This window comes from Pseudomonas sp. HD6515, assembly GCF_024971855.1.
Classification (GTDB): Bacteria; Pseudomonadota; Gammaproteobacteria; order Pseudomonadales; family Pseudomonadaceae; genus Aquipseudomonas; species Aquipseudomonas alloputida.
Genome location: NZ_CP079827.1, coordinates 3,262,658 through 3,288,677, shown reverse-complemented (window position 1 = coordinate 3,288,677; position 26,020 = coordinate 3,262,658). Strand labels below are relative to the sequence as shown.

The 26,020-nt window shown below is 61.8% G+C and carries 22 protein-coding genes; 14 read left to right on the top strand and 8 right to left on the bottom strand.

Going from position 1 to position 26,020, the window contains the following annotated elements; translation table 11 throughout:
- Nucleotides 1-67 precede the first annotated feature (67 nt).
- Nucleotides 68-1,489, top strand: a complete 1,422-nt coding sequence (locus tag KW568_RS15170) for an undecaprenyl-phosphate glucose phosphotransferase (RefSeq protein ID WP_004374281.1) — start codon at nucleotides 68-70, stop codon at nucleotides 1,487-1,489.
- Nucleotides 1,490-1,522: 33 nt separating this feature from the next.
- Here the strand turns inward: KW568_RS15170 and KW568_RS15165 are convergent, their stop codons facing one another.
- Nucleotides 1,523-2,464, bottom strand: a complete 942-nt coding sequence (locus KW568_RS15165; protein ID WP_014859593.1) for a LysR substrate-binding domain-containing protein — start codon at nucleotides 2,462-2,464, stop codon at nucleotides 1,523-1,525.
- Between the two features lie 146 nt (nucleotides 2,465-2,610).
- Between KW568_RS15165 and KW568_RS15160 the strand changes: the two genes are divergently transcribed.
- Complete coding sequence (locus tag KW568_RS15160; protein WP_004576280.1) at nucleotides 2,611-3,987, top strand: L-serine ammonia-lyase; 1,377 nt, start codon at nucleotides 2,611-2,613, stop codon at nucleotides 3,985-3,987.
- 69 nt (nucleotides 3,988-4,056) lie between these two features.
- Here KW568_RS15160 and KW568_RS15155 read toward each other — a convergent pair whose 3' ends face one another.
- The 4 genes from KW568_RS15155 to KW568_RS15140 form a co-directional block, all read right to left on the bottom strand.
- Complete coding sequence (locus KW568_RS15155) at nucleotides 4,057-4,734, bottom strand: DUF3313 domain-containing protein (RefSeq protein WP_004374288.1); 678 nt, start codon at nucleotides 4,732-4,734, stop codon at nucleotides 4,057-4,059.
- Nucleotides 4,735-4,874: 140 nt separating this feature from the next.
- On the bottom strand, nucleotides 4,875-6,170 hold the full coding sequence (locus KW568_RS15150) for an FAD-binding oxidoreductase (protein ID WP_004374290.1): 1,296 nt from the start codon (nucleotides 6,168-6,170) through the stop codon (nucleotides 4,875-4,877).
- Between the two features lie 13 nt (nucleotides 6,171-6,183).
- Entirely contained in the window at nucleotides 6,184-7,272 is a 1,089-nt protein-coding gene (locus KW568_RS15145; RefSeq protein ID WP_004374291.1) for a polyamine ABC transporter substrate-binding protein, read from the bottom strand.
- 81 nt (nucleotides 7,273-7,353) lie between these two features.
- Nucleotides 7,354-8,712, bottom strand: a complete 1,359-nt coding sequence (locus KW568_RS15140) for a glutamine synthetase family protein (protein ID WP_004374294.1) — start codon at nucleotides 8,710-8,712, stop codon at nucleotides 7,354-7,356.
- Nucleotides 8,713-8,895: 183 nt separating this feature from the next.
- Here KW568_RS15140 and KW568_RS15135 point away from each other — a divergent pair, with 183 nt between their 5' ends.
- Both KW568_RS15135 and KW568_RS15130 read left to right on the top strand, forming a co-directional pair.
- Nucleotides 8,896-9,795, top strand: a complete 900-nt coding sequence (locus KW568_RS15135; RefSeq protein ID WP_004374296.1) for a helix-turn-helix domain-containing protein — start codon at nucleotides 8,896-8,898, stop codon at nucleotides 9,793-9,795.
- A 78-nt stretch (nucleotides 9,796-9,873) separates the two neighbouring features.
- Nucleotides 9,874-11,784 (top strand): AAA family ATPase, encoded by a 1,911-nt coding sequence (locus tag KW568_RS15130; protein ID WP_004576279.1) that lies wholly within the window; start codon nucleotides 9,874-9,876, stop codon nucleotides 11,782-11,784.
- A gap of 37 nt (nucleotides 11,785-11,821) precedes the next feature.
- On the opposite strand, the gene KW568_RS15125 is transcribed toward KW568_RS15130, so the two are convergent.
- The gene (locus tag KW568_RS15125) at nucleotides 11,822-13,207 is read right to left on the bottom strand and encodes an aldehyde dehydrogenase family protein (protein WP_004576278.1); all 1,386 of its coding nucleotides are present in this window, start codon (nucleotides 13,205-13,207) and stop codon (nucleotides 11,822-11,824) included.
- Nucleotides 13,208-13,314: 107 nt separating this feature from the next.
- Between KW568_RS15125 and ptrR the strand changes: the two genes are divergently transcribed.
- The 3 genes from ptrR (at nucleotide 13,315) to KW568_RS15110 (ending at nucleotide 15,526) form a co-directional block, all read left to right on the top strand.
- Complete coding sequence (gene ptrR / locus KW568_RS15120) at nucleotides 13,315-14,181, top strand: putrescine utilization regulator PtrR (protein WP_004374302.1); 867 nt, start codon at nucleotides 13,315-13,317, stop codon at nucleotides 14,179-14,181.
- 126 nt (nucleotides 14,182-14,307) lie between these two features.
- On the top strand, nucleotides 14,308-14,751 hold the full coding sequence (locus KW568_RS15115; protein WP_004374305.1) for a hypothetical protein: 444 nt from the start codon (nucleotides 14,308-14,310) through the stop codon (nucleotides 14,749-14,751).
- 253 nt (nucleotides 14,752-15,004) lie between these two features.
- A complete protein-coding gene (locus KW568_RS15110; protein WP_004374308.1) occupies nucleotides 15,005-15,526 on the top strand; it encodes an acyloxyacyl hydrolase in 522 nt (173 codons plus the stop codon).
- A gap of 31 nt (nucleotides 15,527-15,557) precedes the next feature.
- On the opposite strand, the gene KW568_RS15105 is transcribed toward KW568_RS15110, so the two are convergent.
- Nucleotides 15,558-17,684, bottom strand: a complete 2,127-nt coding sequence (locus KW568_RS15105; RefSeq protein WP_004576277.1) for a TonB-dependent siderophore receptor — start codon at nucleotides 17,682-17,684, stop codon at nucleotides 15,558-15,560.
- Between the two features lie 256 nt (nucleotides 17,685-17,940).
- Nucleotides 17,941-18,831: a universal stress protein gene (locus KW568_RS15100; protein WP_004374313.1), complete on the bottom strand. Its 891-nt coding sequence runs from the start codon at nucleotides 18,829-18,831 to the stop codon at nucleotides 17,941-17,943.
- Between the two features lie 125 nt (nucleotides 18,832-18,956).
- Here KW568_RS15100 and hisN point away from each other — a divergent pair, with 125 nt between their 5' ends.
- The 7 genes from hisN (at nucleotide 18,957) to benC (ending at nucleotide 25,935) form a co-directional block, all read left to right on the top strand.
- Nucleotides 18,957-19,748: a histidinol-phosphatase gene (gene hisN, locus KW568_RS15095; protein WP_004374316.1), complete on the top strand. Its 792-nt coding sequence runs from the start codon at nucleotides 18,957-18,959 to the stop codon at nucleotides 19,746-19,748.
- 186 nt (nucleotides 19,749-19,934) lie between these two features.
- Nucleotides 19,935-20,666 carry a hypothetical protein gene (locus KW568_RS15090; RefSeq protein ID WP_012052361.1) on the top strand — a complete coding sequence of 244 codons (732 nt, stop codon included), beginning with the start codon at nucleotides 19,935-19,937 and terminating at the stop codon, nucleotides 20,664-20,666.
- 287 nt (nucleotides 20,667-20,953) lie between these two features.
- A complete protein-coding gene (benR, locus tag KW568_RS15085) occupies nucleotides 20,954-21,910 on the top strand; it encodes a benABC operon transcriptional activator BenR (RefSeq protein ID WP_004374320.1) in 957 nt (318 codons plus the stop codon).
- 94 nt (nucleotides 21,911-22,004) lie between these two features.
- Nucleotides 22,005-22,901: an RHS repeat-associated core domain-containing protein gene (locus tag KW568_RS15080; protein ID WP_232435446.1), complete on the top strand. Its 897-nt coding sequence runs from the start codon at nucleotides 22,005-22,007 to the stop codon at nucleotides 22,899-22,901.
- Between the two features lie 110 nt (nucleotides 22,902-23,011).
- Nucleotides 23,012-24,370, top strand: coding sequence for a benzoate 1,2-dioxygenase large subunit (gene benA / locus KW568_RS15075; protein ID WP_004374325.1), 1,359 nt, complete (start codon nucleotides 23,012-23,014; stop codon nucleotides 24,368-24,370).
- A complete protein-coding gene (gene benB / locus KW568_RS15070; RefSeq protein WP_004576276.1) occupies nucleotides 24,367-24,852 on the top strand; it encodes a benzoate 1,2-dioxygenase small subunit in 486 nt (161 codons plus the stop codon). The genes benA and benB overlap by 4 nt, the downstream gene beginning before the upstream one ends.
- 72 nt (nucleotides 24,853-24,924) lie before the next feature.
- On the top strand, nucleotides 24,925-25,935 hold the full coding sequence (gene benC, locus KW568_RS15065; RefSeq protein ID WP_004576275.1) for a benzoate 1,2-dioxygenase electron transfer component BenC: 1,011 nt from the start codon (nucleotides 24,925-24,927) through the stop codon (nucleotides 25,933-25,935).
- Nucleotides 25,936-26,020: the final 85 nt, after the last annotated feature.

Below are 26,020 nucleotides of genomic sequence, written 5' to 3'. Positions count from 1 at the left end.
TAACCTGTTTTCAAGACTTGCTGTTTGATGGAAGGCACTTGCTACGCTCATTTTGATGAGGTCTGAAATGGTTTTCGAACCCAGAAGCAGTCGTTCCTTACTCCAGAGAAGAAGCAGTGTCAGTAACGCCATTCAGGCCGGCCTCGATGGTATTGCCGTCACCGGTATTGCCTGGTACCTGATCTACGACCAGTTCGGCTATATCACATCCGATTACGTGATCATGCTGCTGTTGCTGATTGGCGCACTGGCAGTCATTTATGATCATTACGCCATCTACCGCACCAACGTCGGGCTGTCGATCAAGGCGTTCCGCCTGTTCAAGGCCTGGTCGGCAACGTTTTGCTTCCTGGTCGTCATGGCGTTCCTGACCAAACAGAGCGAAACCTATTCACGGCTATTGGTGGTGCAACTGTTCGTCATTGGTTATGTCGCCCAGCTATTCTTGCATTTTGCCGTGCGCGAACTGCAAAAGCGCTTTAGCGCGCATGCACGCCTGGACAATGCCCTGATCATCGGCAACGGTGACCTGGCCAACTTCCTGTATCAGAAAATCAGCAACAACCCGTGGTTTGGCGAACGAGTGCTGGGCTGCGTGCTGCTCGACAAAGGCGATGGGCAGGGGTTGGAGAGTGCCGAGGGCAAGCAGCGCCTGCCAGTGCTGGGGCATATTGGCGACCTCGACGAGCTGGTGGCCCAACACGGTATTCGTACGGTGTACCTGGTGACGCCACTGGGTGGCTCCGAGGTCATCAACGACGTTTACTTCAAGTTGCTCGACAAGTGCATTGCGGTGAACTGGGTGCCGGATATCTTCTCGTTGCGCCTGATCAACCACAGCGTGCGGGAAATTGCCGGCATTCCGGTGCTGACCTTGTCGGAGACACCCTTGACGGGCATGAGCCTGTTCTTGAAAAACCTTGAGGACCGGGTGCTGGCCGCGTTGATTTTGCTGTTTGCATCACCTGTGTTGCTGGCTGTTGCGCTGGCCATCAAGATCGACAGCCGCGGGCCGGTGTTCTTCCGCCAGGAACGTACCGGCTGGACAGGAGAATCGTTCCGTATCTGGAAGTTTCGCAGCATGCATGTTCACCAACCGGAAGCAGGTGTGGTCAAGCAGGCGCAGAAGAATGACCCACGGTTGACCCGGGTCGGCGCCTTTATCCGGCGTACAAGCCTTGATGAACTGCCACAATTGTTCAATGTGCTGACCGGGGAAATGTCCCTGGTAGGGCCGCGGCCGCATGCCTTGCAACATGACACCTTGTATTCGCAGGATATCGTTGACTACTTTGCCCGCCACAATATCAAGCCCGGCATGACAGGTTTGGCGCAGGTGCGCGGGTTCAGGGGGGAGACCAAGGATATCGAGCAAATGATCCAGCGAGTCGACTCGGACATCGAGTACATCAACAACTGGTCGTTGTGGCTGGACTTCGTGATCCTGGTGCGCACGCTCAATGCCTTCACCGGTAAGCAGGCTTATTGAGCCAAGCGCTCCTGCTCAAGCGCGCCCAAGTGGCTATTCCTTGTTCAACGGATGCAACGCCCTGAACCCCCGCGCTTCTTCCACCAGCCAGTCATGCACCGCCCGCGCACCTGGCTGGTTCAAGCCGCCAGGCGGGTAATGCACCACATAACGCTTGTGGTTGGCGATCGGTACACCAAAGGGCACGATCAATGCGCCGCGCTCCAGTTCGTCATTGAGCAGCGTGCGTCGTGCAATCGCCACGCCGATACCGGCAATCGCCGCCTCGATGGTCAGGTGGTTGCGGTTGAAAGTGTGCCCGCGCCGCACATCCAGGCCGGCGGCGCCGATGCCTTCCAGGTAGAACTCCCACTCGGCATATTCCGAACTGCCACGCCAGGCGGTGATGTCATGCAGCAGCGGGTAGTGCGCCAGGTCAGCGGGGCCGTGCAGCGGCGGGCGCCCGCGCAGCAGGCCAGGTGAGCACACCGGGAAGATCTGCTCGTCCAGCAGCGGCGTCGAGAGCATGCCTGGGTAGCTACCATCGTTCAGGTCGATGGCCAGGTCGAAGTCACCCGGGGTCAGCGCCTGGGCGCTGTCTTCGGCGACCAGGCGCAGTTCGATATCCGGGTAGCGCTGTTGAAAACGCGGCAAGCGCGGCGTGAGCCATTTGGCCAGGAACGAGGGGATCGAACGCACACGCAATGTGCCGCGGATTTCCCCCGCGTCCAGCCGCAGCAGCTCGGCTTCGATACTGCCGTAGGCCTCAGCCACCGTCTGGGCCAGGCGTTGCCCCTCGGCGCTCAGCTCCACGCCGCGCGCCCGGCGCAGGAACAGCCGGTAGCCCAGGCGCTCTTCCAGTTGGCGCATCTGCTGGCTGACCGCGCCCGGGGTGATGTGCAGCTCTTCGGCGCAGCGGGTGAAGGACAAGTGCCGGGCTGCGCAGGCAAATACATGCAGCCAGACGAACATCTGACCATTGAGTTGTCGTCGCATCGTTTAGTACCACTAAAGGCTTGCTTAGGAGGTTTCGTTGGTCATCCGTGAGCCAGCGCGGCAGTATCGCGCAAGTTCGCAATAACGCTCAATTTCTTCAGACAACCGTACCCTGGATGCATATCAGGGTAGGCTCAGGCATTAGCATGGCTATCAGTGTTTTCGACCTTTTCAAAATTGGCATCGGGCCGTCCAGTTCCCATACCGTGGGCCCGATGCGGGCGGCGGCCACCTTTGCCCAGGCCTTGCGTGAGCAGGGGGTGCTGGCGCGGGTAACGCGCGTGCAAGTGCGGCTGTATGGCTCGCTGTCGGCTACCGGGGTTGGCCATGCCACCGACCGCGCGTGCCTGCTAGGCTTGATGGGCCAGTGGCCGGACCGTATCGACCCGTCCACGATCGAGTCGCGCATCGGACAGGTCCTGCAAGAGCACTGCCTGATGCTCGACGGTAGCCATCCGCTGGCCTTCGACTATGGCCGTGACATGCTGCTGCTCGACGAGAGCCTGCCTTATCACCCCAATGCCATGAGCCTGGAAGCCATGGACGGGCAGCGCAGCCTGTTGAGCCAGACCTATTTTTCGGTGGGCGGCGGCTTCATCGTCGAGCAAGCCGAGATCGATGCGCCGGCAAGCGACACGAATGCCGTGATGCTGCCTTATGAATTCGACAGTGGTGCCCAACTGCTGGCTTTGTGCAAGGCCCACAACCTGAGCGTGGCGCAACTGATGATGGCCAACGAGTGCGCCTGGCGCCCGGAGGCCGAGGTGCGCGAAGGCTTGCTGCGCATCTGGGCGGCCATGCGTGAGTGCGTGGCGAACGGCCTGCGCAACGAGGGCGTCCTGCCGGGCGGCTTGCACGTCAAGCGCCGCGCCGCGCGGTTGCATCGCAGCCTGCAGGAGTTGGGCAAGCCCAACGTGATCGGCTCGACCCTTGGCGCCATGGAGTGGGTCAACCTGTTCGCCTTGGCGGTCAATGAAGAGAATGCCGCCGGTGGGCGTATGGTTACCGCGCCCACCAACGGGGCAGCCGGCATTATCCCGGCGGTGTTGCACTACTACATGAAGTTCAACTCCGGTGCCTGCGATGCTGATGTGGTGGACTTCCTGCTTGGCGCAGCGGCGGTTGGCATCCTGTGCAAAAAGAACGCCTCGATTTCCGGTGCCGAGGTGGGTTGTCAGGGGGAGGTGGGCTCAGCCTGTTCGATGGCTGCTGCCGGCTTGGCGCAGGTACTGGGTGCTACGCCGCCCCAGCTTGAAAACGCCGCCGAAATTGCCCTGGAGCACAACCTTGGGCTGACCTGCGACCCGGTGGGCGGCCTGGTGCAGGTGCCGTGCATCGAGCGCAATGCGATTGCTGCGGTCAAGGCGATCAACGCTGTGCAGATGGCGCTGCGGGGGGATGGCGAGCACTTCATCTCGCTCGACCGGGTGATCCGCACCATGCGTGATACCGGGGCGGACATGCATGCCAATTACAAGGAAACCTCGCGCGGCGGTTTGGCGGTCGCTTTTGTCGAGTGCTGAGTTTTAATGCGGTCAACTGGAGCGGCCTTGTGTCACGATGGGCCGCTCCTGAACCCGGTTGCGACGGACTCAGCGGCCTTTCTGCTTGGCTGCCAGGAAGCTCGCACGCATGTCTTTGGCCCAGCCATCGAGCACCGGCTTGACGTCATTCAAGGTCAGCTTCTGGGTATCGTTCTCCAGTTCCTGGCCCGCGCCCTTGCGGACCACCTGGGCCAGTACCTTCTGGCTGGCGCCGTCCAGGAACGCTGCCTCCACACCGACATCCACGTCCTGGTCACGTCCACCCATGGCGGTATTCACTCCCGCCGCGATAAGCGCGATAGGGATCACCTCGTAAGGCTTGAGGCCCTCGTTACTGGTGGACACTGCCGTGATCGCCGGGCGTACCACGATCACGCCCGGGCCAGGCCCCTTGGCCAACGGCATCACGCTGCCCATTTCGCGGCGCAGGGCCTCGTTGAAGTAGCGGGTGATTTCCTGCAGCGTCTGCTGCGAGATAACCGCTGTGGGCTGCGGCTTGGGGTAGAACTGGCTTGGCTCGACGAATACCTGGCTGTATTGATTGATATTGACCTTGGGGTCGATCCAGCGCATGACCGGGTCACCCGACGGGCTCTTGGCCTCTTGCAGCCGGCTGTAGTCTTTGAGGAAGCCGGAGTAATCCTTGGGGTCCACGCGGTTGCTGGAGCAGGCGGCCACGGCAAGCAGCGCGGCGCACAACAGGGTAATGCGAGGCAATGATTTCATGATGAAAAGGCATCCGTGAGAGGTCGGCCTCAACAACGCTAGCAGGTGCGAGGCAGTTGGCCAGTGGACGGGGCAATCCTCTTTGAAAAGAACACAGTGCGTGGCTCGCCCTGAGGGGCGCTGCAAACGTTGTGGCCCACTCAACCCAGGGCCTCACGCAAGCGGTACCACAACATGCCCAGTGCCAGCAGGGGTGAGCGCAGGGCCTTGCCGCCGGGGAAGGTCAGGTGCGGCACGGCGCTGAACACATCCAGGCCGTGGCTGTGGCCGAGGGCGATGCTTTCGGCCAGCAGTTTCGCCGTCCAGTGCGTCACGTTCAGCCCGTGGCCTGAATAGCCCTGGGCGTAATACACGTTGGGGTGCTGGTTCAGGCGCCCGACCTGGGGGAAACGGTTGGCGGTGATACCAATCATGCCACCCCACTGGTAGTCGATACGCACGTTGGCCAGTTGCGGGAACACCTTCAATACCTTCGGCCGCATGTACGCGCCGATGTCTTTAGGGTCGCGCCCGGAATAGTGGCAGGCGCCACCGAACAGCAAGCGGCGGTCTGCGGTGAGGCGGTAGTAGTCCAGGCCGACCTTCTGGTCGCACAGCGCCATGTTCTGCGGGATCAGGCTGCTGGCCAGCGCTTCGGGCAAGGGTTCGGTGGCCACCACATAGCTGCCGGCCGGCAGTACCTTGCCGCTCAGGCGCGGTTCCAGTTCATCGAGGTGCGCATTGCAGCCCAGCACCAGGCTGCTTGCGCGCACCTTGCCGCGCGCCGTGTGCAGCGTCAACCTGGGCCCGTGCTCAATACGCAGCACCGGGCTTTGCTCGAAAATGCGCACGCCCAGGCTGTGGGCCGCACGGGCTTCGCCCTGGACCAGGTCAAGTGGGTGCAGGTGGCCCGAGCCCATGTCGACCAGGCCGCCAGCGTACTGGTCGCTGGCGACGATCTCGTTCAACTGCCCGGCGCTGACCAGGCGTATTTCATGGCGATAGCCCAGGGCGGCCAGGTCGTCCTGTTCCTCCTTGAAGGCCGCGAACTGCGCCGTGGTGTTGGCCAGTTCGCAGAAGCCCCAGCGCAGGTCGCAGGCAATGCCGTAGCGGGCGATGCGCTCGGCCACCAGTTCCACTGAGTCGATGCCGGCCTGCTTCAGGTAGCGCACACCGTCCTGGCCAACATGCCGGGCAAAGCCGCTGACATCATGGCCGATACCGCGAATCAGCTGGCCGCCATTGCGCCCACTGGCGCCCCAGCCGATGCGTCGGGCTTCCAGCAGTACCACCGAGAGGCCGCGCTCGGCCAGCTCCAGGGCTGTATTGACCCCAGTCAGTCCGCCGCCGATCACGCATACGTCGGCCGTCAGTTCGCTGTCCAGGCTGGGGTAGGGTGCCGCGTCGCGCGCGGTGGCGGCGTAGTACGAGGCGGTGTGTTGGGTATTGAAAGACATGAGCGTTCTCGACTCAGCGGTTGGATTTGATCTTGCTCCAGGAGCGGGTCATGACGCGCATGATTTTTGGGCTCGGGGTGCTGGAGATGTACAGCTTGTCCAGCACCTCCTGGGGTGGGTAGATCTCGGGGTTGTTCACCAGCGATGCATCCATGTAGGCCTTGGCGTCCGGGTTGGCGTTGGCATAGCCGACCGTGGCGCTGACCTTGGCGATCACTTTGGGGTCGAGCAGGTAGTTGATGAACGCCAGGGCCTGCTCGGGGTTGTTGGCGTCCTTGGGGATGGCCAGCAGGTCGAACCACAGGTTGCTGCCTTCCTTGGGAATGCTGTAGGCAACCTTCACGCCGTTTTTCGCCTCTACGGCGCGGTTGGCGGCCTGGAACACGTCGCCGGAGTAGCCGAACGCTACGCAGACATCGCCGTTCGCAAGGTCAGAGACGTACTTGGAGGAGTGGAAGTAGGTGATATAGGGGCGCAGTTCGAGCAGGCGGGCCTCGGCCTTGGCGTAGTCGCCCGGTTTTTCGCTGCGCGGGTCCATGCCCAGGTAGTTGAGCACGGCCGGGAACAGTTCATCGGGCGAGTCCATGAATGCCACGCCGCACTGCTTGAGCTTTTTCAGGTTCTCGGGCTCGAACAGCACCGCCCATGAGTCGATATGGTCCACACCCAGTGCCGCCTTGACCTTGTCGACGTTGTAGCCGATGCCATTGGTGCCCCACAGGTAAGGCACGGCGTACTGGTTGCCGGGGTCGTTCTGTTCAAGTTGCTTGAGCAGTTTGGGGTCCAGGTGCTGCCAGTTCGGCAGCTTGCTGCGGTCCAGCGGCAGGAAGGCGCCGGCCTGGGCCTGGCGGGCGAGGAAGTGGTTGGACGGTACCACCACGTCATAACCCGTGCGCCCGGCCAACAGCTTGCCTTCAAGGGTTTCGTTGGAGTCGAACACGTCATAGACCACCTTGATTCCGCTGCTGGCCTGGAAGTCGGCCAGGGTGGTGTCACCGATGTAGTCGGTCCAGTTGTACACACTGACCGTGGGCGCGGCCTGGGTGGTGGTGGCGAACAGCAGGGTGAATGCAGCGGGGATCAGGGCTTGCAGATGACGCATGGGAACACCTCGTTGGTCTTGTTCTTGGAGTTCAGAGCAGGCTTGCCTGTGCATGGGGTGCAAAGCACCCCTCGCGGTGGATCAGACACTCAGCATCAGGAATTCACGCTCCCATGAGCTGATGACGCGCTTGTAGTTCTCGTGCTCGGCGCGCTTGACCGCCACGTAGCCCTGGACGAACTGCTTGCCCAGGTACTGCTGCACGGTTTCGCAGTCTTCCATGTGCTGCAGCGCATCCTCGATGGTGATCGGCAGGCGCAGGTTGCGTCGCTCATAGGCGCGGCCCTGCACCGGTGCGCTAGGGTCGATCTGCTCGACCATGCCCAGGTAGCCGCACAGCAGGCTGGCAGCGATGGCCAGGTAAGGGTTGGCATCGGCGCCCGGCAGACGGTTTTCCACCCGCATCGCCTCAGGGCTGGACGTGGGCACACGCAGGCCGGCCGTGCGGTTTTCTTCGCCCCACTCGACGTTGACCGGTGCCGAGGTATCCGGCAGGAAGCGGCGGAACGAGTTGACGTTGGGCGCGAACATCGGCAGCAGCTTGGGGATGTACTTCTGCAAGCCGCCGATGTGATGCAGAAACAGCGGGCTCATGCTGCCGTCTTCGTTGGCGAAGATCGGTTTGCCAGTGGCGATGTCGACCACGCTCTGGTGCAGGTGCATGGCACTGCCTGGTTCATCGGTGATCGGCTTGGCCATGAACGTGGCGGCCACGTTGTGCTTGAGCGCGGCCTCGCGCATGGTGCGCTTGAACACGGTGATCTGGTCGGCCAGGTCCAGCGCGTCGCCGTGACGGAAGTTGATTTCCATCTGCGCCGGGCCGTCTTCGTGGATCAGCGTATCCAGGTCCAGGCCCTGGATCTCGCACCAGTCGTAGACGTCCTCGAACAGGGGGTCGAATTCGTTGGCGGCGTCGATCGAGAACGACTGACGGCCACTTTCAGCACGGCCGGAACGCCCCAGTGGTACCTGCAGTGGCAAATCCGGGTCTTCGCAGCGCTTGGTCAGGTAGAACTCCATCTCGGGCGCGACGATCGGCTGCCAGCCCTTGTCGGCGTACAGCTTGAGCACCTTCTTCAGCACGTTGCGTGGCGAAAGCTCGATAGGGTTGCCTTGCTTGTCGAAGGTGTCGTGGATCACGATCGCGGTTGGCTCGATCGCCCACGGGATCTGGTAAACGGCGGTGGGATCGGGGCGGCAGACCATGTCGATGTCGGCGGCGTCGAGCAGGTTGTAATAGATGTCATCGTCGACGTAGTCGCCGGTGACCGTCTGCAGCAGCACGCTTTCTGGCAGGCGCATGCCTCGCTCATGGAGGAACTTGGCGGTGGGCGCAATCTTGCCGCGGGCGATGCCGGTCAAGTCGCTGATCACGCATTCGACTTCGGTGATCCGGTGTTCTTTCAGCCAGGTGGACAGCTGATCGAAGGGGGCGTTCATACAGACCTCTTGGTTGGGTTTTAGTGGGGGAGCGTGGGCGCTTGCGAAAACCGTTGAACAGTTGCGAAGGCGTTACGCTTCCCAGGTGACGCGCTGCAGACTATCTTGGGCGCAGCCCCCCGGGGCAATCTATCCACTTTCTTCAGTATCGAATGCACCAAAAGAGTGCATACAGGACGATGTGTGACAACCGCCAATGCGTTGAAGGTCCAGGCTTTCCACACCACTGATGTCACCGAGCAAGTGCGCGCCACCCCTGGCTGGCAGCAGCAGTACCGGCAGATGTCGCCCGGCTACTTCAGCGGTGAGCTGCGGTGTCTGGGGCTGGAGGGTGTGGAGGTGTACGAAGAGCGCCTGAACACCCGGGTGGAGCAGTTTTTCCGCGCGCCAAGCGGCTCGCTGGCGTTTTGCTTCGACCGCAGCGAGAACAGCCTGTACCTGCTGAACGAACAAAGCCGCAATATCTGGATTACGCCGGAGAACTACCACGAAGTGGCGGTCGTGTTCGACCAGGCGTTCCTGGCCCGCCATGGGCTAGACCCGCAGCGTCTGGAAGGGTTGTTCATGGTGCCATTGGGCAGCGGCCAGAATGCGCTATTCGGCAGCTGGCTCAGCGCCACCTTGACCCGGCTGGGCGAGGAGGGTTGCCCGTTGCAGGGGCAGGCCCTGGCTGAGCAGTTGCTGGAGGACTGCCTGTTCATTCTTGACAACGCCAGCCAGCGTTTACAGGGCGTGGCCCTGGGGCGGCGGGACGAGGAAAGGGCGATCATGCACCGGGTCAGCGAATGGGCGGCCGACTGCCCGGAAGAAACGCTGAACCTGGTGGAGCTGGCGGAGGTTGCCGGGGTTTCATTGCGTCAGTTGCAGCAGGCGTTCAAAGCATTCACCGGCATGCCGCCTGCGCACTGGTTGCGGCTGCGCCGGTTAAACGGCGCGCGGCGCGATCTTTTGCGGGGAGGAGGGGTGACTGTCGCCGAGGTGGCGATGCGTTGGTCGTTCTGGCATTTGGGAAGATTTTCAGAGAGTTACCGGCAGTTGTTCAAGGAGTTTCCGAGCGAGACGTTGAGGCGGGGCAGGGGTTGAGGGGGCACGCCAAAACTGAACCCAGCATCTCGTGCCGAAAGTTGCTATCGTGCCGCCCTGATTTCACCCGAGGTGCCGATGTTCTACCTGCCTTTGCCCAGCGACCAGGCTGACCGCCTCGCCAGCGCCGCCGTAACCGAGTTCTTCACCACCGCCAGTGTGCTCGATGCCGCTGCCGTGCTGTTCGTGCAAAACCTGCCACGCCAGCCTGCCACCGCGTCGGCCGACGCGCAGGAGCGTCGTTTCGCCGAAATTGTGCGCATCGCAAACGAAGTCGAAGGTGTCGCCCCCGGGCGCTTCCAGGCCCAGGTAGCGCAGCAATTCGATCGCGAAGCGTTCGCCATGGGCCTGGGCATGCTGGGCGAAAATGGCATTGCACTGCTGTCGGCCGAAGTGGAGTACCAGGCGGACGAATGGCTGGACGACGAAGGCCAGTGGAACTTCCAGTTCGCCGACCGCTACCGCCAACGGGCCACGCCGCTGCACCCAGTGTACCTGCCGTCGCTGGCCAGTGATTTGATGCTCAGCGACCAGCAGAACCGCCTGCTGCGTGAATTTCTCAGTGGCGTCGACGAGTCGGTGGCTGTGCAAGGTTTCGCCGGCACCGGCAAGACCTTCCTGATTCACCAGTTCGCCCGGCTGCTGGAGCCACAGCGCACCTTGCTGCTGGCCTTGACCGAAGGGCAGTTGCGCGCGCTGCAGGCGCGGGTCAAGGACGCTGCCGCCTATACCGCGCTGACCTTCGGCCAATTGGCTGACGAGCTGCTCAACCGTGACCTCACCAGCAACGGCTGGCGATTGCGCGATCCATACCGCACCAAGCTGTCCTGGCGCCCCCAGGAAGCGCAAGTGGTGCGCTGGCTGGCCATCCCTGATATCGGCCCGCTCGCAGCGCGTGACGTGGTTGCCTTGTGCATCCGCGCCGTGCGCACGTTCTGCCACAGTGCCGATACCCAGCTTCAGCTGCATCACTTGCCCTGGGCCGGGCCTGGCACCTCGCCGCTGGATCAGGAGGTGCTGCTGGAAAAGGCGCGTCTGTACTGGCAAGAGCTGATTCGCCCGTCGGCGCGGGACATTCAGCTACCGGTGCGTGACTACCACCGGGTCAAGCTGCTGTCGCTGACCGAGCATGTGATCGACAGCCGTTACACCCATGTCATCGTCGACGAGGCCCACGAGCTGTCGGCACCGATGCTGGCGGTACTCGATCGCAGTCCGCAGTCGATCATTACCCTGGGTGACGAACTGCAGAACCTCAACGGCCTCAGCCCGCACCATGGCAGCTTCATCCGGCAACGCTGCATCGACCATTCACTGCGCGCCGGGCCGGCAATGGACAATGTGCTCAACCCGCTGATCCAGGCGCACCCGGCCACGATCCAGGCGGCCTTCAGTGGCAACGCCGAGCACTACACCCGGGTCAGTTTCTTCGATACGGTGATGGTGCCGGAACAGCCCACGGCGCTTATCGTCGATGATGAATGGGGCCTGTTTGGCTGGTTCCAGCGCCTGACGCATCAGGGGGTGCCGTTCTTGTTGCTGAAAAGCGCTCGCAAGGACTTTGAACTGTTCGTCGAGGACTGCATCGAGCTGTACCGCTACGGCACCCGGCCGCGCCACCCGATGCTGTTCCGCTATGCCAGCTGGCAGGCGCTGGAACAGGACAAGGGCGATGACAAAGCGTTCGTCGCCGTGGCCAATATGCTGCGCAAGGGCTACACGCCGGAGCACTTTGCCAAGGCCAAGAGCCGTTACCGCTGGGACAAGGCGCCGAAGCTGTTCCTGGGGCGAGTACGGGATGTGAAGAACATGGAGTTTGCCCGGGTGATGGTGTCGCCGGAGCTGATGGTGGCGCCACAGGTGGCGGGTAACCGCAATGAGCGGGCGCGTATGCTGGCGGGGTTGTATACCGCCTGTTCGCGGGCGCGGCATGAACTGATCGTGCCGGGGGGGATGCTGGACTGGGTCAAGGACCAGGTTCGGGATTGACACAGCTGGGGCTGCAAAGCAGCCCCAGGGTCATGAATCAGTTACGGTCCAGCCACACGGTCTGGGCATTGGTGAACTCGCGCACACCAAAGTGCGACAGCTCACGGCCGAAACCGCTCTTCTTCACACCACCAAACGCCACGCGGGGGTCGGAAGCGCAGTAGCCGTTGATGAACACGCCGCCGGTATCCAGTGCGGCGGTCATGCGTTCGGCCAGCGCATAGTCGGCTGTGTAGATGGTCGAGGCCAGGCCAAACTCGCTGTCGTTGGCCAGTTCCACGGCATGGTCGGCATCGCGTGCAGTGATGATCGCCGCTACCGGGCCGAACAGCTCCTGCTTGAACGCGGTCATGTCCGGGGTGACATTGGCGAACACGGTCGGCGCGTAGAAGTTGGCCACGCCTTCGACCTTGTTGCCGCCCAGCAGCAACGTGGCGCCTTCGGCCAACGTCGCCTGAACCTGGCCGTCCAACTCGTCGCGCAGGTCATAGCGGGCCATCGGGCCGATATAGGTGTCGTCCTCCAGCGGGTTGCCGACTTTCAACTGGCGAGTGGCTTCAACGAACTTGTGGGTGAACGCATCGACGATGCTGGCTTCCACGATCAGGCGCTTGGCGGCGGCGCACACCTGGCCGGTGTTCTGGTAGCGGCCTATCACCGCGGCCTGGACGGCAGCATCCAGGTCGGCATCGGCCAGCACGATGAAGGGATCGGAGCCACCCAGCTCCAACACGCACTTCTTCAGCGCGGCACCGGCCTGTGCACCAATCGCCATGCCGGCACGCACGCTGCCGGTCAGGGTCACGGCGGCGATGCGCGGATCGTTGATGGCGCGGGTGACGCCATCCGGGGTCACGTTCAACACTTCGAACACGCCTTCCGGCAGGCCGGCATCCTTGAACAGCTCACCCATCAGGTAGGCGCTGCCCATTACGTTCGGTGCGTGCTTGAGCACGTAGGTGTTACCCGCCAGAATCGCCGGCACGGCGCCGCGCAGCACCTGCCAGACCGGGAAGTTCCACGGCATCACGGCCAGGATCGGGCCCAGCGGGCGGTATTCGATACGGGCTTTTTCTACCTGGGTCGGCTCGGCGGCGAGCATGGCCGGGCCGTGCTCGGCGTACCAGCGGCACAGGCCAACGCATTTGGCGACTTCACCACGGGCCTGGGCGATCGGCTTGCCAATTTCACGGCTGATCATGTGCGCGAAAGCTTCAGCCTTGGCTTCGAGGGTACCGGCCAGGGCCAGCAGGTACTCGCTGCGCTGACCCAGCGACACCTGGCGCCACTGGCGGTAGCCAACCTTGGCGCGTTGCAGCGCCGCTTCCAGTGCGGCGTCGGTGTCGAACGGGTAGGCGCCGATCTGCTCGCCGCTGTACGGGTCGAGGGAGATGGCGTGGGTCAGGCTGCTGATCGCGCTCATGGCGGGACACTCTCGTTGTTGTTAATCAGTGAGGCCAGACTAGTGGGCTATGGCTTTAATGAAAACTGAATAATAATGAGCGAAACATTCACGTTTGGAGAATGGCTGTGGACCTGGTGCAACTGGAGATCTTCAAGGCTGTGGCAGAGCAGGGCAGCATCAGCGCCGCCGCGCAGCACATCCATCGGGTGCCGTCGAACCTGACCACGCGCATTAAGCAACTGGAGGAGGACCTGGGTGTAGAGCTGTTCATTCGGGAGAAGAGCCGCCTGCGCCTGTCGCCTGCGGGTTGGAACTTCCTCGAATACACCCGGCGCATCCTCGACCTGGTCCATGAGGCGCGGCTGACCGTGGCGGGTGAAGACCCGCAGGGCACCTTTGCCCTCGGATCGCTGGAAAGCACGGCGGCGGTGCGCATCCCGGCGCTGCTGGCCGCCTACAACCAACGCTACCCCAAGGTTGACCTTGACCTGTCCACCGGGCCCTCCGGGACCATGCTCGAAGGCGTGCTGTCTGGCCGCCTGGTGGCCGCGTTCGTCGACGGCCCGGTGCTGCACCCGACGCTGGAGGGCATACCGGTGTTCGAGGAAGAGATGATGGTCATTGCGCCGCTCAACCATACACCGGTGACCCGCGCCCAGGACGTGAACGGTGAAAGCATCTACGCCTTCCGTGCCAACTGTTCATACCGCCATCACTTCGAGAACTGGTTCGTGCAGGACCAGGCGGTACCGGGCAAGATCCACGAAATGGAGTCGTACCACGGCATGTTGGCCTGCGTCAGTGCGGGTGCCGGCCTGGCCATGCTGCCGCGCAGCATGCTCGACAATATGCCCGGGTGCAGCACCGTCAGCGCCTGGCCAATGTCGGAGGACTTCCGCTATCTGAAAACCTGGCTGGTATGGCGACGGGGGACGGTCTCGCGCAGTTTGAGCATGTTCGTGAAGTTGCTTGAAGAAGGCCGCGCAAGCTGATGTTTTCACTCGATAACCTGATTATCTGAAGTGAATTTCATCTCCATGACCAGGCATCAGCACGAACACCCCTTCGCTGGGAGGATCAAATGCTAGGTAAGCCATCCTCGAAAGGAGGGTCGTACCATGCGTAACCATCACTATGCGCTCGGCGCAGCCTTACTGATCACCCTGGCCCTGCCATGGACCCTGGCCGCCGCCGCCGACCTCAATGCCCCCATCGACATGCAGGCCGTGCAGTTGCAACCGCAGGAGCAGAATGGCGTGCGCTACCTGCAGGGCGGTATCGGCCAGGACGAGGCCAATGCCCTGCGCAAGACCACGGGTTATGACCTGCACGTAGAGCTTTCGACCGGCCCGGAAGGCAAGTTCCAGAGCGGGGCCACCGTCGATATCCAGACTGCCCAGGGCCAGCCCGTGATCAGCGTCGCCGATGCCGGGCCACTGCTGTATGTGCAGCTGCCTCCCGGCAAATACAAGGTCATTGGCAATGCCCAAGGTCAGGCGGTGCAGCAGTGGGCGGCCGTCACGGGCAAGGCCCCCACGACCGTTAGCCTTAATTGGCGTTGATGAAGAGACAGGCAGGAGTACGGATGTACTCCTGCCTGGGGTAAGGTCACGCCTCGCGAATGCCTGTGCCCGGCAAGCACATCTTTACCGAGTGTTTTAGCCAATAGTGGCAATATACTTCCAACTTTCTGATTATCTGGACAATAATCAGAAAAGTATTACTTCGTATGACCGGTCTGGATGCACCGGTCAGCGCAAAACATCGAGGGGCCCAAGCCCCCGCTTGCCGTGTAGACCATCAGGAGAGTCGTTGATGAAAACCCGTCTAGCCGCTTCGCTGGCCGTTGCAGTGCTGGCCTTTGCCGGGGCCGATCTGGTTCAGGCTGCGCAGATATCAGGCGCCGTGGGCGCCACTGGCCAAGGTGACATGACGTACCGTATCGGCCTGTCGTTCGACTGGGACAAGACATGGCTGGAAAGCAGCGCCGGCCATGTGAGCGGTTACTGGGATGCGGCCTACACCTATTGGGAAGGTGGCGATGCCAGTGGTGCGCACTCGCTGTCGTTCAGCCCGGTGTTCACGTATGAGTTCAGCGGCTTTACCTACACGCCTTACATCGAGGCAGGTATTGGCCTGGCAGCGTTTTCAAAGACCGACGTGGGCGACCAGCGACTGGGGTCGGCGGTCAACTTTGAAGACCGTATCGGCTTTGGCCTGAAGTTGCCGGGAGAACAGAAGGTAGGCATCCGTGCCATGCACTACTCCAACGCCGGTATAAAGCAGCCAAACGACGGCATAGAGTCGTACTCGCTGTTCTACAGCACAGCGTTCTGACATGACGGGGCCGCGGCGCGGCCCCGGCAATTCAGAAGGTATACGAAACGCCGGCCTGCACCGTGCGCGGTGCGCCGGGGTATACGTAGCTGTTGAACGCCCCCTCGTCATACCCCTTGTTGAACACGTTTTTCACGTCCAGGTTCAACCGCACGTGTTCGTTGACCTTGTAGAAGCTCAACAGGTCGACCACGCTGTAGCGTTCCATCGTGTAGGTGGCTGCCGATGTCTGCCCGGCACGGTCGTCTACATACTTAACGCCTACGCCCAGGCCAAGGCCTTTGACCAGGCCATCCTGGAACTCGTAGGTGTTCAGTAGGCTGAAGGTGTTGCGCGGGATATTGGCCAGGCGCGTTCCCTTGGGCAGGGTGGTGTCCTTGGTGACTTCGGCGTCCACGTAGGCATAGCCACCGATCATGCGCCATTCGGGGGTGAGGTTGCCGGCGACGTTGATGTCCAGGCCACGGCTGCGCACCTCGCCGGCCGCGATCTTGTAAGTACCAGTAAGGTCGCTCGGGTCGTTGGTCAGTACGTTTTCCTTGACGATGTGGTAGATCGCCGCGTCGACACTCAACTGGCGGTCGAGTGACTCCCATTTCACACCCAGCTCGTAGGATTTGCCCTTCTCCGGGTCGAAACCACCGCCACTGGCCGGCGTGCCCGTATTGGGTTTGAACGAGCGTGCGGTGTTGGCGTAGACCGCCAGGGTATCGGTCAGGTCATAGATCAAGCCAAGGCGGGGTGTGACGCCGTTTTCGCCCTTGCTGAAATCGCCGGCATTGTTCAGCTTGTTGTCATAGTCATGCTCGAAACGCTCGAAGCGCACGCCTGCCAATGCCTTCAAACGCTCGGTCAGGGCCACTTGGTCCTGAATGAAGAACGCCCACGTCTGCAGGTTTTCCTTGTCCCAGGTGGTGGTGCGGTTCAGGGCCGGACGCGGCTGGCCCAGTACCGGGTTGTAGATGTCGATCGGGTAGGCTGCCGAGGAACGCTGGATGATCGAGTTGTAGTCGTAGTTCTCGTATTCGACCCCGGTCAACAAGGTATGGCTGAAATTGCCGGTGTCAAAATGCCCGGTCAGGTTCAGCTGCCAGTCGCGGTCGGTCCACTCCAGCTTGCGGTAGTTGAAGTTGCGCTGCAGCGTGCGTCCATCTGCCGGTGCGCCGTCGGCTTCGACAGCGTTGCCCTTGAGCGAGCCATCGAGGAACTGGAACCCGCCAGCCAGCGACCAGTTGTCATTGAGCAGGTGCTCGAAACGCACCTGGGCCATGTTGTTGTCATTGTGCAGCAGGTTGTCGCTGCCTTTTTCCCAGATATAGGTATCGCGCGAGGCGCTGCCGGTCTGGGTGGAGTAGCGGGTCAGGCCGCGATCGAGGGGGTGGTTGTTGCGCATGAAATCGCCTTCGAAGGTGATCTTCGTGGCGTCATTGACCTGCCAGCTGATGACCGGAGCGACATCGTAGCGCTCGCTTTCGACATCGTCGCGGAAGCTGTCGCCGCCTTCGCCCAGTGCGTTCAGGCGGTAGGCCAGCGAGCCGTCCTGGCTCAGCGGCCCGGTGGCATCAAGGGTGGCACGGTGCATGCCCTGGTCGTCGAACTGGCTGCCAAGGGTGACCTTGGACTCGGGCAACGGCTGCTTGCTGACCACGTTGAACGTACCGCCGGGGTCGCCACGGCCGTACAGGCTGCTGGCCGGGCCACGGATGACCTCCAGGCGCTCGACGGTGTTGGCATCCGGAGCATTGGGGTAACCGCGGTTGATCGGAAAGCCGTTGCGATAGAACTCCCCGGTCGTGAAGCCACGCACGGTGAACGTTGTCAGGCCCTGGCCGCCGAAGTTGTTGGCGCGGCCGACACCCCCGGCGTAGTCCAGGCCGTCCTGCAGGCGCGTGGCGCCCGTGTCTACCAGCACATCCTTGGGCACCACGCTGACCGATTGCGGGGTTTCGTGCAGCGCCGTGTCGGTGCGGGTGGCACTGGCCGAGCGGGTGGCCTTGTAGCCTTCGACCGGGCCGTCGGCGCGTTCACCGTCGGCAGTACTGGTAATGCTCAGGGCCTGGAGTTCGATCGGGTTAGGGTCGCTGAGCGGTTCAGGCTCGGCAAAGGCCAGCGGGGAGACAGCATGAAGCACACAAAGCGAGACGAACGTGCGGCGCATCGACAGTACGGTCCTTGAATAGGGCGCTGAGGGGCTGGGTCGGGAAACGCCGCGAACATACTACGAATCATTATCAAATACATTAATTTTTAGTGGCACTGGTGTACCAGATACCAGCGAAGATAAAGCGTCAGTGACAACAGTGCCTGCAGGGCACTGCGAAGGGGCCGACAGGTTAGAAGCTGCTCTGTGGGTGCAAGTGCCTCTTCGCAGTACAAGGTTATTCCTGCCTGCCCCCTGGGCAGGCTGCTGAAGCTCAGCGAACAGCCTTGATCGCCAGCACATTGCACAGCGGGTGTTCCAGCACATGCGCCGTTGTCCCGCCCAGGAATGTCTGCATGGCGTCATGCCGGTGGCTGCCCATGACGATCACGTCCACCCGGTTGTGGCCGACGAACTGGGCAATGGCCCTGATCGCGGCCCCTTCGAGGAAGTGCCGGCGCTCCAGCGGGATCTGGTGATGGTCGCCCAGGCGGTTGAACGCCGCCCGCTGCGCGGTTCGCACACTGCTGTCGAAGCCGGGCATGGTGACCGTACCGGCGCCGAAGTCGGCGATGTGGGTCTTGGCCGCGTCGCACACATGCAGCAGGTGCAGTTCGGCGTTGCACTGCAGGGCCAGGTCGTGGGCGCACTGGATGACCTGCTCGTCCAGGTGTTCGCCAGCGCCGTGGCTGTTCAGGTCCACCGCGGCGGCGATCTGCCGTGGCAGGGGCAGGCGAATGTCGCTGACCAGGTGCACGGCGACCGGGCTGTCCTTGAGCAACTGCCAGTCCAGCGGCGTGACCAGCAGGCGTTTGAGTACGGGCTCGTGCTGTACGTCCTTGACCAACAGATCGCAGCCCAGCCGTTCGACCCGTTCCAGTACGCTGCCCAGCGGGTCGCGGGTCAACAACAGCTCGGTGGACACGTCCACGCCGGCATCGCTCAGCTGTTCGGCCTCATCCGCCAGCCATTGGCGGTTGTCGCTGAGCAGCCGCTCACGCTCACGACCATCGCTCATCAAGCCAAAGGTGTCGACGTCGTCGACGAACACATTGATATCCAGCAGGGCACCGCTGGACTCTGCCAACGCCGCCGCGCGTTGCAGCGCAGGCGTATGACGCATTTGCGGGCCGAGCATGACGAACAGACGTTTGAACTGGCTCATCGCACACCTCCACGTGTGGCAGCCCCCCGGTAACCTGATCATGTTCAGTCTAGACTGCCGCAGCGTACACCGGGGCGATGTGTCGGGTATGATGCGTGCCCCATCATTGTCACGAGGCCCGTCCCATGTCCCTGAGTGCTGAACAGATCGTTGAGTATCGCGCCTTTGCCGAGCAATTGGCCGATGCTGCCGCTGCAGCGATCGCGCCGTACTTCCGCGCCAGCCTGGATGTCGAGGACAAGGGCGGGCGTCTGTACGACCCGGTGACCGTGGCCGACAAGGCCGCTGAAGACGCCATGCGTGAGTTGATCCAGGCACGTTACCCCGAGCACGGCATTCTTGGCGAAGAGGCCGGCGTTGCAGTGGGCAGCAGCCCGTTGACGTGGGTGCTGGACCCGATCGATGGCACCCGCGCCTTCATTACCGGCTTGCCGCTGTGGGGCACCTTGATTGCCCTGAATGACGGCACCCGCCCGGTGCTGGGGGTGATGAACCAGCCGTTCACCGGCGAACGTTTCGTGGGTACCCCGGCAGGCGCCTGGCGCAGTGGCACGCCCCTGAAGACGCGTGCCTGCGTTGACCTGTCTGCCGCCACGCTGATGTGCACCACGCCGGACATGTTCGACACCGCCGAGCGCAAGGCGGCATTCGAAGCGGTCGCCGGCAAGGCGCGGTTGATGCGTTATGGCGGTGACTGCTATGCCTACTGCATGCTGGCCTCGGGCTTTGTCGACGTGATTGTCGAAGCGAGCCTTCAGCCGTATGACGTACAGGCGCTGATGCCGATCATCGAAGGGGCGGGTGGCGTGATCACGGCGTGGGATGGCAGTTCGGCGCAGGATGGCGGGTGCGTGGTGGCCTGTGGGGACCCTGCGCTGCATGCGCAGGTGCTGGAGATGCTGCGCCACGCCATGTGATCCGGGCTCGTCGGCCCTGGCCTCTTCGCGGGCGAGTCCCTTCTTGGGGGGGCGGGTTCACCCGCGAAGAGGCCGCCACAGGTTTGCATTCTCTCCAGCCACCGCACTTTTTCCCATTTTCGGGCTCTATGCTTGGCCAGGCCGCGCTGACTCCCAGCGCAGCCGCCGAATATCGACCCGGTGCCGATGGTTGCAAGCTACCCGAATTTCCTCCCCCGCCTGCTTCTGACAAGTGCCCTCGCATGCCTGTGCGCCTGTACGCAGCAGCAGGGCCGTGACATGGTCAACCAGCTCGGCAACGGCAAACCCAGCGAGCTGTTCCAGACCAGCGTCGACCGCCTGGCCACGCTGTCGATGCGCGACAACCTGCAAAGCCTGTACCTGCTGATGAACAAGCTGTACCTGCGCAACCCCAGCCAGTGGAAGATGTCTGGCTACCTGGACGCCGCCACCGCCGAGCGACAGATCCGCATTGCCATCGAACAGCGCCGGCCGCTGCCGCAACTGGGCAACCGCCGTGACCTGGCGGCATTGAGCTACGCCCTGAGCCCGGAGTTTCGTGGGGACCGGGTCGGCGCCTTCATCTACGCCATTGGCAGCATGCTGATCACCGCGCATGGCGGGCGTACCGAGTTCTACATGACCGATACCATCGACCCCCTGTTCGTCAACAACGCCGCACGCAATATCGAGAAGGCAACATGGATGCTCAGCCAGCGGCAAGATGCCAATGGGGTGTTGCTGCTGTTCTCGAACGAGATCTCGGAGGAGGGCAGCAACCTGAGTTTTGCCGTTGAGTTCGGCAAGATCGTCGCGCGGCTGGACTTGCTGGCCGAGTTGCTGGATGAGCGTTATCGGCGCATAGGCTTGAACTACGCGCAGAGCCTGTTGCTGATGAACTTCCTGCCGGTGCAGTGAATGAAGCGCTTGGTCCGCCGTCACGTGCAGGCCACGCGAGTACCGGAAGATACTGTTCGATAAACGAACACGTATGACGCCGGACCTGTCCGCTATCCGCCCAGCCAATCCCATCGTTGCATTGCCCAACCCCCGCCTTTTTGCTGTAGTGTCCCCTATCCGCCGGCTGTCGCCTGCCCCTGCGACGCGCTGCCAGCCCGATAGAATGACCGTGATGACCGCAACCACAGCCCACAAGGCGGTAGGGCGCGGCGACCAGAACAATAACGATACCGAGTGCCTTGCCTATGGAAAGCCGCCTGCTGAGCGAGCGCAGTAGCGTGTTTCACCACGCCGACCCTTACGCTGTGTCCGATTATGTGAACCAGCATGTAGGCCAGCATTGCATCGGTCTGTCCCGCACCACCCACCCCCAGGCCAGCCTCAGCCATCGCAAGTTCGCCGAGCTCGACCTGTGCCGTATCAGCTATGGCGGCAGTGTTCGCGTGACGTCGCCTGCGCTGGAAACCATCTACCACCTGCAAGTCTTGCTCAATGGCAACTGCCTGTGGCGCGGGCACAAGCGCGAGCAGCACCTGGTGCCGGGCGAATTGCTGCTGATCAACCCGGACGACCCGGTTGACCTGACTTACTCGGAAGACTGCGAGAAGTTCATCCTCAAGGTGCCAACCCGGCTGCTGGACTCGATCTGCGATGAACAGCGCTGGCAGCGGCCTGATGGGGGCGTGCGGTTCTTGCGCAATCATTACCGGCTGGAGGAGCTGGATGGCTTCGTGAACCTGCTGGCCATGGTTTGCCACGAGGCGGAAGTGAGCGATTCGCTGCCAAGAGTGCAGGGCCATTACAGCCAGATTGTCGCCAGCAAGCTGCTGACCCTGATGAGCACCAATATCCGCCGCGAGAGCCTGAGTGCTCCGCAGGCCGGGCTAGAGCGCATTCTTGATTACATCGAACGCAACCTGAAACTGGAAATGTCAGCTGAAGTACTGGCAGCTCAGGCTTGCATGAGCTTGCGCTCGTTATATGCCTTGTTTGACCAGCACTTGGGCACCACGCCCAAGCATTACGTGCGTCAGCGGAAACTGGAACGGGTGCACGCCTGCCTGAGCGACCCTACGTGTGGCGTGCGCAGTGTGACGGAATTGGCCCTGGATTACGGCTTTCTTCATCTGGGGCGGTTTTCCGAGGTTTATCGGCAGCAGTTTGGCGAGTTGCCTTCACAGACGTTCAAGCGGCGCGCGTGACGGCGTTTGGCTTGTAGACCTGGCATTTCTGCCAGTTGCGAGCGCTTTGCTCTTAAACCACCATTTGTTCTATCCCGGATGGATGGTGACAGCCATGCTGCAGTCAAAGAAACAATTGTATTTCTATTCTCCCGAAGGACTTTCGCTGGTCAAATATGCTGGCGCAGGAGCTTCGGCTTTATTGCGCGCAGCAGGCCGGACGCTGGCGCAGTGTGATGATGGTCAGGCAGGGTTTTACGCAACGGATATTCAAGGCTCAGTGATGCGGTTCAAAGGTCGCGAATTATCTTCTATCCGGTATGCCGCGTATGGGTACGACGACAGTAAGCCATGTGCGTCATTGCTACGGTACGGAGGACAGCGAAAAGAGTTTGCCACGGGGCACTACGTGTTAGGGGGCGGGTATCGTGCTTTTATTCCGGTTTTGATGCGCTTTAATTCGCCCGATAGCCTCAGCCCATTCGGTGCGGGCGGACACAACTCTTACAGTTACTGTGGTGCTGACCCAGTGAATAACCTTGATCCAACGGGCCACATGATCAAAGCCATAGTCATGCTAAAAAATCCAACGCAAACATCACAATCTCTCAAGCGTGGCTATCCTCCTCCGCGCGACGGTTCTATTGCTGATGTGTACTGGAATAATAGATTCGAAAAAAATCTGCAAAATTTGAAGAGCGCGCGCGCGCGCGGGGGCACGCCCGGATTAGAAAGCGCTCTTTCTACTTCACCCCTGACCAGTCGCCCAGCAGTGTCAATTGAAGCTGCAAAAATTACAGGAGCGATGTCGCCAACTGTCGTTAACGACTTGAAAAACGTGAAGGGTTTTTTGGCCGGGCAAATCAATAGTGCAACGTTGCTGGCCAGAGCATTTAAAGCCAAAGGGCCTGAATTCTATTTGCATAAAAGAGCTGCGGAGCAGGTGGCCGAAGAACTTCTTGAGATCAGAATGAATTTGCCTTCTCCAACCGGTAAGGAAGTCAGGAGGTGAGTACGCCGAAATAGAAGTTTTGGATAACACTCTGCACAATCCGGATAGCCCCCCGCCAGCCGTCTCCCTAACCTGACCAGGTCTAAACAATAACAAGGGAGACCCTGGCCATGTCCCTGGGATTCGACTACCTCAATGCCATGCTCGAGGACGACCGTGAAAAGGGCATCTACCGCTGCAAGCGGGAGATGTTCACCGACCCACGGTTGTTCGACCTGGAAATGAAACACATCTTCGAGGGCAACTGGATCTACCTGGCCCACGAAAGCCAGATCCCCGAGAAGAATGACTTCCTCACCCTGACCATGGGGCGCCAGCCGATTTTCATCGCGCGCAACAAGGACGGTGAGCTCAATGCCTTCCTCAACGCCTGCAGCCACCGCGGTGCCATGCTGTGCCGGCACAAGCGCGGCAACCGTTCCAGCTATACCTGCCCGTTCCACGGCTGGACGTTCAACAACAGCGGCAAACTGCTGAAGGTGAAAGACCCGAGCAACGCCGGCTACCCCGACAGCTTCAACTGCGACGGCTCCCACGACCTGACCAAGGTGGCACGCTTCGAGTCGTACCGGGGCTTTTTGTTCGGCAGCCTGAACGCCGACGTGAAACCGCTGGTCGAGCACCTGGGTGAGTCGGCCAAGATCATCGACATGATCGTCGACCAGTCGCCAGAAGGCCTGGAGGTGCTGCGTGGTGCCAGCTCGTACATCTACGAAGGCAACTGGAAGCTCACCGCCGAGAACGGCGCTGACGGCTACCACGTAAGCTCCGTGCACTGGAACTACGCCGCCACCCAGAACCAGCGCAAGCAGCGCGAGGCGGGTGACGAGATCAAGACCATGAGTGCTGGCGCCTGGGCCAAGCAGGGCGGCGGTTTCTATTCCTTCGACCACGGCCACCTGCTGCTGTGGACCCGTTGGGCCAACCCGGAAGACCGCCCGGCCTATGAGCGCCGCGACCAACTGGCCGCCGATTTCGGCCAGGCGCGCGCCGACTGGATGATCGAAAATTCGCGCAACCTGTGCCTGTACCCCAACGTGTACCTGATGGACCAGTTCAGCTCGCAGATCCGCGTCGCACGGCCGATTTCGGTGAACAAGACCGAAATCACCATCTACTGCATCGCGCCGAAAGGCGAGAGCGCCGATGCCCGTGCCAAGCGTATTCGCCAGTACGAAGACTTCTTCAACGTCAGCGGCATGGCCACCCCGGACGACCTGGAAGAATTCCGCTCGTGCCAGACCGGCTATGGCGGCGGCACCGGCTGGAACGACATGTCCCGCGGCGCCAAACACTGGGTCGAAGGCGCCGATGAGGCAGCCAAGGAAATTGAACTCGAACCCCTGCTGTCGGGCGTGCGCACCGAGGACGAAGGCCTGTTCGTGCTGCAGCACAAATACTGGCAGGACACCATGATCCAGGCCCTCAAGGACGAACAGCAGCTGATCCCCGTGGAGGCCGTGCAATGAGCCTGTATGACACCGTGCGCGACTTTCTCTACCGCGAAGCACGCTACCTGGACGATGCCCAGTGGGACCAGTGGCTGGAACTGTACGCCAGCGATGCCAGCTTCTGGATGCCGAGCTGGGACGATGACGACACCCTCACCGAAGACCCACAAAGCGAGATCTCGCTGATCTGGTACGGCAACCGTGGCGGCCTGGAAGACCGCGTGTTCCGCATCAAGACCGAGCGCTCCAGTGCGACCGTGCCCGACACCCGCACCTCGCACAACATCAGCAACATCGAGATCGTCGAGCAGGGCGAGGGCAGCTGCCAGGTGCGCTTCAACTGGCACACCCTGAGCTTCCGCTACAAGACCACCGACAGTTACTTCGGCACCAGCTTCTACACCCTCGACTTGCGCGGCGAGCAGCCGCTGATCAAGGCCAAGAAGGTGGTGCTGAAGAACGACTACGTCCGCCAGGTCATCGACATCTACCACATCTGATACAGGGTTTTGCGAGCATTGCCCGGTGCGTCTTGTGACGCGCCGTGGCCCGGCTCGCCCGCGAGGTGCAACATGAGCTACCAGATCGCACTGAATTTCGAAGACGGGGTTACCCGTTTCATTGAAGCCACCGGTCAGGAAACCGTGGCCGACGCCGCTTACCGCCAAGGCATGAACATTCCGCTGGACTGCCGTGACGGCGCTTGCGGGACCTGCAAGTGCAAGGCTGAGTCCGGTCGTTATGACCTTGGCGACAACTTCATCGAAGACGCCTTGAGCGAAGACGAAATCGCCGAAGGCTACGTGCTGACGTGCCAGATGCGCGCCGAAAGCGACTGCGTCATCCGCATCCCGGCTTCGTCGCAGCTGTGCAAGACCGAGCAGGCCAGTTTCGAGGCCGCCATCAGCGATGTCCGCCAGCTGTCGGTCAGCACCATTGCCCTGTCGATCAAGGGTGAGGCCCTGAGCCGTCTGGCCTTCCTGCCGGGGCAGTATGTCAACCTCAAGGTGCCGGGCAGCGAGCAGAGCCGGGCCTACTCGTTCAGCTCGCTGCAAAAGGACGGCGAAGTCAGTTTCCTGATCCGCAACGTACCAGGTGGGCTGATGAGCAGCTTCCTGACCAACCTTGCCAAGGCTGGCGACAGCCTGAGCCTGGCCGGGCCGTTGGGCAGCTTCTACCTGCGGCCGATCCAGCGCCCGCTGTTGCTGCTGGCGGGTGGTACCGGGCTGGCACCGTTCACCGCGATGCTGGAGAAGATCGCCGAGCAGGGCAGTGAGCACCCGTTGCACCTGATCTACGGCGTGACCAACGACTTCGACCTGGTCGAGCTCGACCGCCTGCAAGCGCTGGCGGCACGTATCCCCAACTTCACCTACAGCGCCTGCGTCGCCAACCCGGACAGCCAGTACCCGCAGAAGGGCTATGTCACCCAGCACATCGAGCCACGCCACCTCAATGACGGCGATGTGGATGTGTACCTGTGCGGCCCGCCACCCATGGTGGAAGCGGTCAGCCAGTACGTGCGCGAACAGGGCATTACCCCAGCCAACTTCTACTACGAGAAGTTTGCGGCTGCGGCCTGATTCCTTTCATTTCGAACATGACACCGCCCCTGTAGGAGCGGGTTCACCCGCGAAGAGGCCTGCAGGTACAGCAGCGTTGTCTTGT